Source organism: Kitasatospora sp. NPDC024654 (assembly GCF_055559155.1).
Genome location: NZ_JBVHLF010000063.1, coordinates 31,198 through 43,868 on the forward strand (window position 1 = coordinate 31,198; position 12,671 = coordinate 43,868).

The window sequence follows — 12,671 nt, forward strand, 5'->3', positions numbered from 1 at the left end:
GGGCCGGGCACCCGCCCGCCCGGCCCCACCCGTCGGTGCCGGCCTCAGCTCCAGGAGGCCACGAAGTACCCCACCCCGTACGGCGCCTCCGCGTAGCGGAGCCGGCCGGCCAGCCCGGCCCCCCGTCCGGCACCCGCCAGCACCTGCCAGGGCGCCCGGCCCTCGGCCAGCAGTTCCGCCGCCAGCACCGGATCGAGTCCGGCCAGCGCCTCGGTGTCCGCGCTGCCCAGCGCCGCGGCCGCGGTGGCGTCGAAGGCCTCCGCCCGCTCGTCCAGATAGCCCGGCGCCTTCACCGTGCGGCAGGCGGTGCCGTCGCCCAGCACCAGCAGGGCGACCCGGTCGGCCAGCCCGGCCAGGCCCGCGCCGAGGCCGAGCATCCGGTCCACCGGGGCGTCCGCCGGCACCGCGCAGGCGTGCGTGGGCGGCGTCGCCCCGGCCCGGTCGAGCAGCCAGGCGCCGACGGTCAGGGCCGGGGTCAGCTCCGGCCCGTCGACCCCACCGGAGGGCAGCCGGACGGCCAGCTCCACGCCGAACCGGTGGAAGGAGCCGGCCCCGCCCTCGGTCCAGACCTCGGCCCGCGGGCCACCGCCCACCACCACCAGCAGTTCGGGCCCGACGGCCAGCAGCCCGGCCACCGCCTCGTCGCAGGCCGTCCGCAGCGCGCCCAGCTCCGGGGCCGCGCCTTGGGCGACCTCGGGCACGAGCAGCGGCGGGCAGGGGCAGACGGCGGCGGCAACCAGCATGACGATCACTCTAACCGGGTGCCCGCGGCGTCAGTCGCCGCAGCAGCCCCCGGCCGGCGCGGCCGGCGCCGGGGCGGGCGCCCCGATGGTCGGCAGGCCCAGCATGACTCCGGCCGGCTTCGGGGCCGGCGCCGCGTTGCGCCGCTCCCAGGCGTCGCCCGCGCGGGTCCGGCGGACGGCCAGCGGCGCGCCCTCGGCGAGCAGGTGGTGCGGCGCGGCGTAGGTGATCTCCACGGTCACCACGTCACCCGGGCGGACCGGCTCGGTGGGCCGGGTGAAGTGCACCAGGCGGTTGTCCGGCGCCCGGCCGGAGAGCCGGTCGGTCCGGTCGTCCTTGCGGCCCTCGCCCTCGGCGACCAGGATCTCCAGCGTCCGGCCGACCTGCTTCTTGTTCTCCTCCCAGGAGATCTCCTCCTGGAGCGCGATCAGCCGGTCGTAACGCGCCTGCACCACGGCCTTCGGCACCTGGTCGGCCATCTCCGCGGCGGGCGTGCCGGGGCGCTTGGAGTACTGGAAGGTGAAGGCGTTGGCGAACCGGGCCTCGCGGACCACGTGCAGGGTCTGCTCGAAGTCCTCGTCGGTCTCGCCGGGGAAGCCCACGATGATGTCGGTGGAGATCGCCGCGTCCGGCATCGCCTCGCGGACCTTGCGGATGATCCCGAGGAACCGCTCCTGGCGGTAGGAGCGCTTCATCGCGCGCAGCACCCGGTCGGACCCCGACTGCAGCGGCATGTGCAGCTGGTGCATCACGTTCGGGGTCTCGGCCATCGCCGCGATCACGTCGTCGGTGAAGTCGCGCGGGTGCGGGGAGGTGAAGCGGACCCGCTCCAGGCCCTCGATCTGGCCGCATGCGCGCAGCAGCTTGGAGAAGGCCTCCCGGTCGCCCAGGTCGGAACCGTAGGCGTTGACGTTCTGGCCGAGCAGGGTCACCTCGATGACCCCCTCGCCGACCAGCGCCTCGACCTCGGCGAGCACGTCGCCGGGCCGACGGTCCTCCTCCTTGCCGCGCAGCGCGGGGACGATGCAGAAGGTGCAGGTGTTGTTGCAGCCGACCGAGATCGCCACCCAGGCGGCGTACGCGGACTCGCGTCGGGTGGGCAGCGTGGAGGGGAAGGTCTCCAGCGACTCCAGGATCTCCACCTGGGCCTTCTGCTCGACCCGGGCCCGCTCCAGCAGGGCCGGCAGGTGGCCGATGTTGTGGGTGCCGAAGACCACGTCCACCCAGGGCGCCCGGCGCACGATGGTCTCGCGGTCCTTCTGCGCCAGGCAGCCGCCGACCGCGATCTGCATGTCCTGGTGGCGGGACTTCACGGGCGCCAGCTGGCCGAGGTTGCCGTACAGCTTGTTGTCGGCGTTCTCGCGCACCGCGCAGGTGTTGAAGACCACCAGGTCGGGGTCGCCGTCCTGGTCGGCCTTGACGTATCCGGCGTCCTCCAGCAGCCCGGACAGCCGCTCGGAGTCGTGGACGTTCATCTGACAGCCGTGCGTGACGACCTTGTAAGTTCGCAAGCTCTCTCCCATACCCACATCAGCAAGGGTACGGGCAGCCCGGACACCCCCCTCCCGGACCTCGACTCCGCCTGGCAGGATCCCCCCATGAGACCGAGCACCGCACGCCTGCGCCCCGCCCTCCGCGGCCGGGCCTGGCGGGCCGCAGTGGCCCTGCTGGTGGTGGCCGGCGCCTTCGCCGGGTGGTGGCTGAGCACCGGCGGGACCGCCTCGTACCCCAAGGGCACGGTCGGCTTCGCCACCGGCGACCCGGACGGCGTCTACGACCACTACGGCCAGCTGCTGCGCAGCTTCCTGAAGACCGCGATGCCCGGTGTCGGGCTGCGGCTGGACTCCTCCGAGGGCTCGGTGGACAACCTGGAGCGGGTGGTCTCCGGCCAGGACGACTTCGCGATCGCCACCGCCGACACGGTGGCGAGCTTCAACGAGCCGGGCAAGAGCAAGCTGCGGGCGATCGCCCGGCTCTACGACGACTACCTCCAGCTGGTCGTGCCGGCCGACTCGCCGGTGCACCGGACCGCCGACCTGCGGGGCCTGCGGGTCGGCATCGGCCAGCCCAAGTCCGGGGTCAACCTGGTCGCCCGCCAGCTGCTGAAGGCCGCCGGGGTCGACCCGACCACCGGGATAACGCCCGAACCGCTGGACGTCGGCGACGCCGCCCAGCAGCTGCAGGACGGGAAGCTGGACGCGTTCTTCTGGTCCGGCGGGCTGCCCACCGCCGCGCTCACCGATCTCTCCGGGAAGTTCCCGATCAGGATCGTGCCGCTCGGCGACCTGACCGACGCGCTGTACCAGCAGGGCGGCGACACCAGTGCCTACCGGGCCGCGGTGCTGCCGGCCGGCGTCTACCCGAAGCTCCAGCCGGCCGGGCGGCCGGTGCCCACCCTGGCGGTGCCGAACCTGCTGGTCACCCGGGACGACGTGGACACCGGGCTGGTCGAGGGCCTGACCAGGGCGGTGATCGACAGCCGGGACGAGATCGGGGTGCAGGTGCACGCGGCCCAGCTGGTCGACCTGCGCACCGCCGTCTACACCGACCCGCTGCCGCTGCACGAGGGGGCCCGGCGCTACTACCGCTCGGTCAAGCCCTGAGCGACGCCGGCGGGCGGCCGCACGGCACGGTCAGGGTGACCGCCAGCCCGGTGGGCCGGACCGGCGCGAAGTCCAGCGAGCCGCCGCCGGCCCGCAGCAGGGCGCGGGCGATCGACAGGCCCAACCCCGAGCCGTCCACGTTCTGGTGCCGGGGGCTGCGCCAGAACCGGTCACCCACCCGGGCCAGTTCCTCGACGGTGAGCCCCGGCCCGTTGTCCAGCACGCTGACCGCCACCCGGGGACCGTCGACCACCACCCGGACCGTCACCGAACCGCCCTCCGGGCTGAACTTCAGCGCGTTGTCGAGCACCACGTCCAGCGCGCTGCCGAAGCCGATCGGGTCGGCCCAGCCCTCGGCGTCCGCCGGGACCTCGCAGAGCAGCCGCACCCCGCGCTGCCGGGCCACCGGCTGCCAGGCCTCGGCGCGGGCCGTGACCAGGGCGCTCAGGTCCACCGGCTCGGGCGCCGGCCGGGCGCCCTCGGCGGTGGCCAGGCCGAGCAGGTCGTCCAGCACCCGGGCCAGCCTGGAGCCCTCCTCGCGCACCGCGGCGAGTTCGCTCTCGCGCCCGTCCGGCAGCTCCAGGCCGAGCAGCTCCACCCGCAGCAGCAGCGCGGCCAGCGGATTGCGCAGCTGGTGCGAGGCGTCGGCGACGAAGGCCCGCTGCTGGTCGATGGCGAGCACCACGTGGTCCGCCATCTCGTTGAACGAGGCCGCCAGCCGGCGCAGCTCCGGGGGCCCGCCGGCCGGCTGGACCCGGGCCTCCAGCAGGCCGGTGGCGATGTCGTGGGTCGCCCGGTCCAAGGTCCGGACCGGGCGCAGCACCCACTCGGTCAGCCGCACCGCGAGCAGCACCGCGACGATCATGGCCAGCGCCTCGCCGCCGGCCAGCACCAGCCAGCGGTGCTCGATCCGGGCCCGCAGCGGACCGGTCGGCGAGTCGCTGACCACCAGGGCCACCACGTCACCGTCCCGGACCACCGGGGAGGCGATGGTCAGCGTGCGGTTCGGGGTCCACGGCCAGACCTGCGGCGGATTGTGGCTGCGGCGGCCGTCCCGGGCCTCCTGGACGGCCTGCGCGCCGAAGCCCGTGGTGGGCAGCCGCCAGTCGCCGGGCGCGACCGCGAGCACGCTGCCGTCGCTGGCGAACAGCCCGATCCGGATCCCGTAGAGGTCCTGGTAGCGGGCCACCTCGGCGCGCAGCTCGTGCAGTTGGGCGGCGTCCGGCGAGGCGCCGGCGGCGGCTGTCCCCGATCCGGTGCCGGCGCCGGCCGTCGGCAGGCCCTGGGTGGGCAGCTCCTGGGCGAACCGGTCGGCATCGTCGATCCGGTCCACCACCACGTTGCTCTGTTCGGCGGTCGCCATCGCGATCGCCAGCGGCGCCCCGAGGGCGGCCAGCACGCAGGCCATCAGCGAGACCAGGATGCCCAGCAGCCGGTTGCGCATGCCGATGGTCAGCTCGCCGGGCCGGCCGGCTCGCCACCCGGCCGCTGCGGGGACTGCGGGATCAGGCGGTAGCCCACCCCGCGCACCGCCTCGACCAGTCCGGGCAGCGCGAGCTTGGTGCGCAGCGAGCCGACGTGCACCTCCAGGGTCCGGCCGTTGCCCTCCCAGCCGCTGCGCCAGACCTCGCTGAAGATCTGCTCCCGGCGGTAGACCACGCCCGGGCTCTGCGCCAGCAGCGCGAGCAGGTCGAACTCCTTGCGGGTGAGCGGGACGTCCCGTCCGCCCACCTCGACTCTTCGGCGCTCGCGGTCGATCCGGATGCCCCAGGACTCCAGCGGGTCGGGCTTGCCGGGGGCCTCCGGCGAGCCCCCGGCCGGGCTCGCGGCGGGCGGCTGGAAGCGCCGGGCCACCGCGTGGATCCTGGCCAGCAGCTCGCCCATGTCGTAGGGCTTGGTGATGTAGTCGTCGGCGCCCAGGTTGAGGCCGTGGATCCGGCTGCGGATGTCGGCCCGGGCGGTCACCATGATCACCGGGATCCCGCTGCCGGCACGGATCCGGCTGCACACCTCGAAGCCGTCCCGGTCGGGCAGCCCGAGGTCGAGCAGCACCACCCGGTAGGGCTCGGAGCCGTCCGGAACCAGCGCGTCCAGCGCCTCGTGGCCGCTGCGCGCGTGCCTGACCTGGAAGCCGTGGCGGCTGAGCACCGCGACCAGGGCCGCCGCGACCCGGTCGTCGTCCTCGACGAGGAGCAGCCGCATCGCACACCCTTCCGCTCCGCCGTTCCGCGGAGGCCTCCTGGTGGCAGCCCGCGGCTGCCGACGAAGCGCTCATCCTCCCCCACGCCCCACTGCTCCGACCAGCCCCTGTTTCGGCGCGCGGCGCGTCGTGGGGAGCGCGTGGCCGTTTCGTGATGCTCAAGTTCCGCTCAGATCGGCTGACGTCCCGGCCCCGGCCGCCCTACGTTTCGGGTACCGGGGGCTTGAGCTCCGCCGGCCCCGGCCCCCGGTACCGAGCAGGTGCCCCCCAGCCCGCGCCGCCCGCCGTACCCCGGCTCCATCCGCCGATCCGGCGGCCCGCGCCGCCCGCCCGCCGGTCGCGCTCACCGGGCGACCGGGGACCCGTGCAGGTCGCGGCACGAACCGGCGCACACCGGCTGCTGCTTGACGCACACCCAGGTGATCTGTTGCATTGCTCTTCGTGACACCTCCCGGGACCTTCCCCGCTCCAGGCCCTGACACGGGATCGCCCTCGGCCGGTCCGGACGCCAGCCGCGGGGGCCGGTCATGGACCCGGTGATCGTGGTCGGTGCCGGCCCGGTCGGTCTGGCCATGGCACTCGCCCTGGCCCGGCACGAGGTGCCGAGCATCGTGCTCGACCAGGGGAACGGCGTGTACCCGGAGGGGCCGCGCAGCGGCGTGCTGGGCGCCGAGAGCACCGCCTTCCTGGAACGGCTCGGCTACCTGCGGGCCGCCTCGGACGCCGCCCGCTGGGACCGACTGACCGTCTGGCGGCGTCGCCAGCAGGTGCTGGACCTCGACCTGACGGACCACCCGGTGCTGCACCTGCCGCAGCACCGGCTGCAGCGCGGGCTGCGCGACGCGGCCACCGCCACCCCGCTGATCCAACTGGTGCCGCACTCCCGGGTGGAGGAGATCGACCAGGACCGGGACGGCGTGACCGTGCGCAGCCGCAACCCGCTGGACGGCACCGACACCTGGTGGCGGGCCAGCCACCTGGTCGGCTGCGACGGCGCCCGCTCGACCGTCCGCAAGCTGCTGCGGATCCGCTTCCCCGGCCGGCCCGCGGTCGACCGGCACGCGATCGCCACCGTCCGGGTCGACCTGCCGTTCCCCGACGAGGCCCGGCTGCACCGCGAGCCGCCCTGGCGCGGCGACCGCGAGGCCTCCGCCCGGCCACTGCCGGACGGCCTGTGGCGGCTGGACTGGCGGCTGCCGCCCGGCCGGCCGGCCCCCACCCAGCCGGTGGACCCGCACGCCACCTGGCCCGGCATCGTCACCGGCGACACCCTGATCGCCCGGGTCAAGGCCACCCTGACCGGCTGGTGCGGGGAACTGCCCAAGTTCGACCTGCTCGCCGCCGCCGACCACACCGTCCAGCAGCGGCTGGCCGCCCGGTTCCGCAGCGGACGTTGCTTCCTGGCCGGCGACGCCGCCCATCTGCACGGCGCGCTCGGCATGCAGAACCTGGCCGACGGCCTGCGCGACACCGACAACCTGGCCTGGCGACTCGCGGTCGCCTGGCACCTTCCCCCGTCCTCCGGCCGGGAGGTCTCCCATCTCGCCTCGCTCACCGGCGGGCCGCAATCCGGCGGCTCTCTGCTGGGCGGCTACGAGGCGGAGCGGCGCGGGGCGGTCGGCGCCCGGCTGCGCGCGGTGGACCAGGCGATGCCGCTGCTGCGACCGCTGCGCGGCTGGCAGCAGACCCGGCGCTCGCTGCTGACCGGCCCGTTCCGCAAGCACGCGCCGCTGCTGGCGGACGGGCTGCTCGGCACCGGCCGGTTCGGCGGCGCGCCCGCCTACCCGGCGGCGCCGTCCGGGGTGCCCGGGATCGGCGGGAACCTGCCGATGCAGCGCGGCACCGCACGGGGCACCGCGCTGACCGAGAACCTGCCGGCCACCGCGCCCGGCGTGCTGGTCCCGAACGTCCCGGTGGTCACCGCCGAGGGCACGCCCGACCAGCTCTACGCCCGGCTCGGCGGCACCTTCCTGCTGCTGCTGGTCGCCCCGGGCACCGCGGTCTGGTCCTCCGAACACTGGATGGGCGCCGGGCTGATGCCCCGGCTGGCGGAGGTGGCCGCCGCGCTGCCGGTGCCCACCGAGGTGCTGATCGCCGAGGAGTACCCGGAGGCGGGCCCGCACAGCGTGCTGCTGGTCCGGCCGGACGGGCACCTGGTCGGGGTCACCCAGGGCGTCCGGGCCGAGGACCTGCAGGCCCTGGCCGACCGCGCCCGGGGCGGCCCGGCCCCGCTGGCGGGCGCCGAGCGGACGGCCTGACCGGGCGGAGCACGCCCGTCGTCCGGTGCTGCCCGGATCCGCCGCCGGCCGGGACGGCGGCCGGCTGCGGATCGGCGGAGCAACGGATCGGGGACAACCGGACCGGCCTTGGCCAGCACCGCCCACGGTCGGCGGCACCGGCGTCGAAGCGGTCCCTCGCCGCCTGCGAGGCTAGGCGCGGGTCACGGAACGGTCAAGACGCGGCCGGGGAAAGCCGCTTGGCGACTACTCGCCGGACTCGGTGCGCCCGCTCCGGCGACGCGCCGTCAGCCGCCACCCAGGGACCAGCCCTCCAGCTCCTCGGCCGACTCGCCCTCCGCGTCCAGTGCCTCGCGGACCACCCGGAAGGCCAGCCCCTCGCCGTACCCGCGGCGCGCCAGCATGCCGACCAGCCGCCGCATCCGGGCCTGCCGCTCCAGGCCGGCGGTCGCCCGCAGCTTGCGGTCCACCAGGGCCCGCGCGGTGCCCGCCTCGTCGTCCGGGTCGAGCCGGGCGACCGCCTCCTCGACCAGTGCCCCGGCCACCCCGCGGGTGCGCAGCTCCTGGGCCAGCGCCCGGCGGGCCAGGCCGCGCCCGGCGTGCCGGGAGTCGACCCAGGCGGCGGCGAAGGCGGCGTCGTCGATCAGGCCGACCTCCTCGAAGCGGGAGAGCACCTGCTCGGCCACCTCGTCCGGGATCTCCCTGCGGCGCAGCGCGTCGGCCAGCTGCTTGCGGGTCCGGGCGTTGCCGGTGAGCAGGGTCAGGCAGATGTCGCGGGCCCGGGCGGCCGGGTCGGCCGGCGGCTCGGGCGGACGCGCGGCCCGCTCGGCACGCTTCCCACCCGGCCCGCGCTCGCCCACGGCGCGGCGGCCGGAGCGCCCACGGCCCCCCGCGCCGCGGCGGTCCGGCCGCGGCGCGGGCTCCTCCTCGACCTCCGCCAGCCAGTCGGGCCACTCGTCCCCCGCCCAGGGCGCGTCCGCGTCGACCACCCAGTCCGGCCGCTCGCCGCCCCCCTGGTCGGCCGGTTGCCCGGACGGCTCCTCGGCAGGCGTACCACCCCGGGCGGCACGCCCCCCGGCGCCCGCCACTCCCCGCCCGGCCCGCGCCGGTGCTGCCGGCTCGAAGCCCTCGCCCCCGGACCCGCTGGCGCACCAGTCCGGCGGCCCCCAGTCGCCCGACCCCGCACCGGCCTCCGGCGCCGGCGCGGCCCCCCGTCCGGCGCCCACGCCCGGTCCGGCCTCCGCGGACCCCGACTCGCTCCTCATCGGCTCACCGTCAGGCCTTGGCGGCCGCGGCCTTCTTCGCCGGCGCGGCCTTCACCGCGGTCGCGGTGATCGGCTTCACCGCGCCGTCCGCCTCGGCCACCGGAGCGCCGTCGGCCGGCGCGTCCAGGTCGGTCCCGATGCCCAGCTTCACCTTGATCTTCTTCTCGATCTCCTCGGCCAGCGCCGGGTTGTCCCGCAGGAAGTTGCGGGCGTTCTCCTTGCCCTGGCCCAGCTGGTCGCCCTCGTACGTGTACCAGGCGCCGGCCTTGCGGATGAAGCCGTGCTCCACACCCATGTCGATCAGGCCGCCCTCCCAGCTGATGCCGTGGCCGTAGAGGATGTCGAACTCGGCCTGCTTGAACGGCGCGGCGACCTTGTTCTTGACGACCTTCACCCGGGTGCGGTTGCCGACCGCCTCGGTACCGTCCTTGAGGGTCTCGATCCGCCGGATGTCGAGGCGGACCGAGGCGTAGAACTTCAGCGCCCGGCCACCCGTGGTGGTCTCCGGCGACCCGAACATCACACCGATCTTCTCGCGCAGCTGGTTGATGAAGATCGCGGTGGTGTTCGACTGGTTCAGCGCACCGGCGATCTTCCGCAGCGCCTGGCTCATCAGCCGGGCCTGCAGACCGACGTGCGAGTCGCCCATCTCGCCCTCGATCTCGGCGCGCGGCACCAGCGCGGCGACCGAGTCGATGATGATCAGGTCGATCGCGCCGGAGCGGATCAGCATGTCGGTGATCTCGAGCGCCTGCTCACCGGTGTCCGGCTGGGAGACCAGCAGGGCGTCGGTGTCCACGCCGAGCTTGCGGGCGTACTCCGGGTCGAGCGCGTGCTCGGCGTCGACGAAGGCGACCGTGCCGCCGGCCTTCTGCGCGTTGGCCGCGGCGTGCAGGGTCAGCGTGGTCTTACCCGAGGACTCCGGACCGTAGATCTCGATGACGCGGCCGCGGGGCAGGCCGCCGACGCCGAGCGCGACGTCGAGCGCGGTGGACCCGGTGGGGATCACGTCGATCGGGGCCCGGGTCTGGTCGCCGAGGCGCATCACCGAACCCTTGCCGAACTGCCGCTCAATCTGGGCGAGTGCGGTCTCAAGAGCCTTCTCGCGGTCCGTCCCTGCCATGGCTTCCACCCTCGGGTTCTGTGCTGTGCGCTTCATCGTCCTCGACGCTAGCGCGTCCCACTGACAAACCCGCCCGAATGGACGCTGCCTGTGGAAAACTCGCCGGGGATCCAGTATAGGGAACATCAGTTCGAATCAAGGGCTGGGCCCGGAACCGATACGGAGCCCACTGTTCGAATCCTGCTCAGCGCAGCCGCGCCGGCACCCCCATCACCTGGCAGACCACCCGCCAGACGTCCTTCGCCTCCCAGCCGGCGTCCAGCGCCTGGCGCACGGTCCGACCGCCGAGCTCGCTCATCACGTGGTCGCGGGCGAAGGACTCCGCGTACCCAGCCCCGAAGTGCTCGTCCATCCGTCGCCAGAACTCGGTCAGCCTCATGGCCCCCAAGTATCCCGGAAGCGTCCCGGAGCCCACCGGGCCGGCCTCAGCGCGGCAGCGCGACCACCCCGGCGCCGTACGTCCGCCGGTCCCGGCAGGCGCCCGGCGCGACCGGGCAGTTCGCCGCCGCCTGTTCCAGCAGCAGCGCGCGCAGCTGGTCCGGGCCCCACCCCGGGTGGGCCGCCGCCGCGAGCGCGATCGCGCCGGTGACGTGGGCCGCGCTCATCGAGGTCCCGGCCAGCGCCGCGTAGCGGCCGCCGGGCCAGTCCGAGACGACCGCCTCCGAAGGTCCGCCGTCCGGGTCGCCGCCGGGCGCGGCCAGGGCTATCCGCCCGTCGCCGACGTTCGAGTAGGGGGCGACGGCGCCGCTGCGGGTGACCGCGCTGACGGCCAGCACGCCCGGCAGCTCGCCCGGCAGCCGGATGCACTCGGCGCCCAGCCGACGGACCTGCGCCGGGCCGGACACCCGGTCGTTGGGGCTGCGCGTGTCGGTCCGTGGCGCGGTCAGGTCCTGGCCGTCGTTGCCGGCCGAGGCGACCACCAGCGCGCCGCGGCGCTGCGCGTAGGCGACCGCCCGACCCACCGCCTGGAGGATCGCGCCCTGGTCCGGGTCCTCGGGGCAGTTGTACTTCCAGGGGTCGGCGAAGTAGCTGTCGTTGACCGCGACCGCGCCGTGCTCGGCCGCCCAGAGCATCCCGCAGACGATGTTCTCCGGGTAGTACTGGCCGACCGGCCCGAGCAGCCGGACCGCCGCGATCCGCACCCCCGGGGCGACCCCGACCACGCCGTGACCGTCCCGGGCGGCGCCGATGATGCCGGCCACGTGCGTGCCGTGGCCGCTCTCCGGCACGCCGGCGTTCGGCCGCCAGGCGCCGGCCCGGGCGTCCGGGCGACCGTCCGCGCAGGAGACCGAGTCCGCCGGGCTGACCACGTCGCGCAGGTCGGGATGGGTGTCGTCGACGCCGGAGTCCAGCACGGCGACCAGCACCCGGCGCAGCGCCCGGTCGTCGCGCGCCGCCGGGGCACCGAGCGCCGTGGCAGGCACCTGTCCCTGGTCGGCCGCGCCCATCATCGCCAGGTTCCAGGCCCCGCGCTCGCCCGGGTCGGGCACGGTCGGGGCGGCGTCCGGCTGGCTGCCGGAGGCGCGCGTCACGGTGTCCGCGCCGGGCCGGCCGAACCCGCCGGCGCCGCTGAGCGGACCGGGCGGCCCGGGCACCGGGGTGGTCCGGGTGGCGCCGACCGCGGCGATCTCCGGCCGGGCCCGCAGCCGCTGGGCGAACGAGTCGTCGGCCGCGTACGCGAGCACCGCGCCGATCTGCGGGTAGTCCTGCACCACCTGGCCGCCCGCCGCCCGTATCGCGGTCCCGGCGGTGCCGGCGCCGACCGCGTCGGCACGCTGGGCCAGCACCAGGTAGCTCAGGTACGCCCGACCGGGTCCGGTGACGTACGGCATGGCACCACCGAGCAGCAGCGCCGCCGCGAGCACCACGGGGGACCCGCGCACCAGCAGGCGGCGCCGGACCCGCCGTCGGGACACCACTCGCACCTCTGCCATGGCGTGCCCTTCACTCGACGGCGCATGATGCATCACCATATGAGCGAAATGTCGTATTTGCTAGGTTGTCCGAAGTCGCGCCCCGCCATCCGGCCGCACCGCCCGCGGCCCGGTCGCCCGGCCCTGTCAGTGCCGCCGGGCACCATGGGGCCATGACGGACGAGCAGCCCCCGCCCGACCCGCTGGCCGGTTTCGCCCCCGCCACCCGGGCCTGGTTCGAGGCCGCCTTCGACGAGCCCACCCCCGCCCAGGCCGGCGCCTGGGCCGCGATCGGCCAACACGCGGACGTCCTGGTGGTCGCCCCCACCGGCTCCGGCAAGACCCTGGCGGCCTTCCTCTCCGCGCTCGACCGGCTCAGCAGCACACCCCCGCCGACCGACCCCCGCCGGCGCTGTCGGGTGCTCTACGTCTCACCGCTGAAAGCCCTGGCGGTCGACGTCGAGCGCAACCTGCGCGCCCCGCTGGCCGGGGGGGGGGGGGGGGGGGGGGGGGGGGGGGGGGGGGGGGGGGGGGAGGGGGGGGGGGGGGGTGTGGTGGTGGGGGGGGGGGGGTGAGTGTTGCGTGTCGG

Annotated in this window: 10 protein-coding genes and 1 pseudogene; 3 read left to right on the plus strand and 8 right to left on the minus strand. The window is 75.6% G+C overall.

Annotated elements, in window-relative coordinates; translation table 11 throughout:
- Positions 1-44: 44 nt before the first annotated feature.
- Both ACZ38L_RS28680 and miaB read right to left on the minus strand, forming a co-directional pair.
- Entirely contained in the window at positions 45-743 is a 699-nt protein-coding gene (locus ACZ38L_RS28680) for a class III extradiol ring-cleavage dioxygenase family protein (RefSeq protein WP_465698588.1), read from the minus strand.
- A 30-nt stretch (positions 744-773) separates the two neighbouring features.
- Entirely contained in the window at positions 774-2,264 is a 1,491-nt protein-coding gene (miaB, locus tag ACZ38L_RS28685) for a tRNA (N6-isopentenyl adenosine(37)-C2)-methylthiotransferase MiaB (RefSeq protein ID WP_465698590.1), read from the minus strand.
- A 75-nt stretch (positions 2,265-2,339) separates the two neighbouring features.
- On the opposite strand from miaB, the gene ACZ38L_RS28690 reads away from it, so the two are divergent.
- Positions 2,340-3,344, plus strand: coding sequence for a TAXI family TRAP transporter solute-binding subunit (locus ACZ38L_RS28690; protein WP_465698592.1), 1,005 nt, complete (start codon positions 2,340-2,342; stop codon positions 3,342-3,344).
- Here the strand turns inward: ACZ38L_RS28690 and ACZ38L_RS28695 are convergent.
- Positions 3,334-4,788: a HAMP domain-containing sensor histidine kinase gene (locus ACZ38L_RS28695; protein WP_465698594.1), complete on the minus strand. Its 1,455-nt coding sequence runs from the start codon at positions 4,786-4,788 to the stop codon at positions 3,334-3,336. The genes ACZ38L_RS28690 and ACZ38L_RS28695 overlap by 11 nt on opposite strands.
- Before the next feature lie 8 nt (positions 4,789-4,796).
- Positions 4,797-5,546, minus strand: a complete 750-nt coding sequence (locus tag ACZ38L_RS28700; RefSeq protein WP_465698597.1) for a response regulator transcription factor — start codon at positions 5,544-5,546, stop codon at positions 4,797-4,799.
- A 525-nt stretch (positions 5,547-6,071) separates the two neighbouring features.
- On the opposite strand from ACZ38L_RS28700, the gene ACZ38L_RS28705 reads away from it, so the two are divergent.
- On the plus strand, positions 6,072-7,802 hold the full coding sequence (locus ACZ38L_RS28705) for an FAD-dependent monooxygenase (protein WP_465698599.1): 1,731 nt from the start codon (positions 6,072-6,074) through the stop codon (positions 7,800-7,802).
- A gap of 266 nt (positions 7,803-8,068) precedes the next feature.
- Here ACZ38L_RS28705 and recX read toward each other — a convergent pair whose 3' ends face one another.
- The 4 genes from recX to ACZ38L_RS28725 form a co-directional block, all read right to left on the minus strand.
- Positions 8,069-9,046 (minus strand): recombination regulator RecX, encoded by a 978-nt coding sequence (gene recX, locus ACZ38L_RS28710; RefSeq protein ID WP_465698601.1) that lies wholly within the window; start codon positions 9,044-9,046, stop codon positions 8,069-8,071.
- Positions 9,047-9,056: 10 nt separating this feature from the next.
- Positions 9,057-10,169, minus strand: a complete 1,113-nt coding sequence (recA, locus tag ACZ38L_RS28715) for a recombinase RecA (RefSeq protein WP_465698603.1) — start codon at positions 10,167-10,169, stop codon at positions 9,057-9,059.
- Positions 10,170-10,353: 184 nt separating this feature from the next.
- The gene (locus ACZ38L_RS28720) at positions 10,354-10,548 is read right to left on the minus strand and encodes a DUF3046 domain-containing protein (RefSeq protein WP_465698605.1); all 195 of its coding nucleotides are present in this window, start codon (positions 10,546-10,548) and stop codon (positions 10,354-10,356) included.
- A 46-nt stretch (positions 10,549-10,594) separates the two neighbouring features.
- Complete coding sequence (locus ACZ38L_RS28725) at positions 10,595-12,103, minus strand: S8 family peptidase (RefSeq protein ID WP_465698607.1); 1,509 nt, start codon at positions 12,101-12,103, stop codon at positions 10,595-10,597.
- 152 nt (positions 12,104-12,255) lie between these two features.
- Here ACZ38L_RS28725 and ACZ38L_RS28730 point away from each other — a divergent pair.
- Positions 12,256-12,573, plus strand: a pseudogene (locus ACZ38L_RS28730) (DEAD/DEAH box helicase); the annotation flags it as partial.
- Between the last annotated feature and the right edge of the window lie 98 nt (positions 12,574-12,671).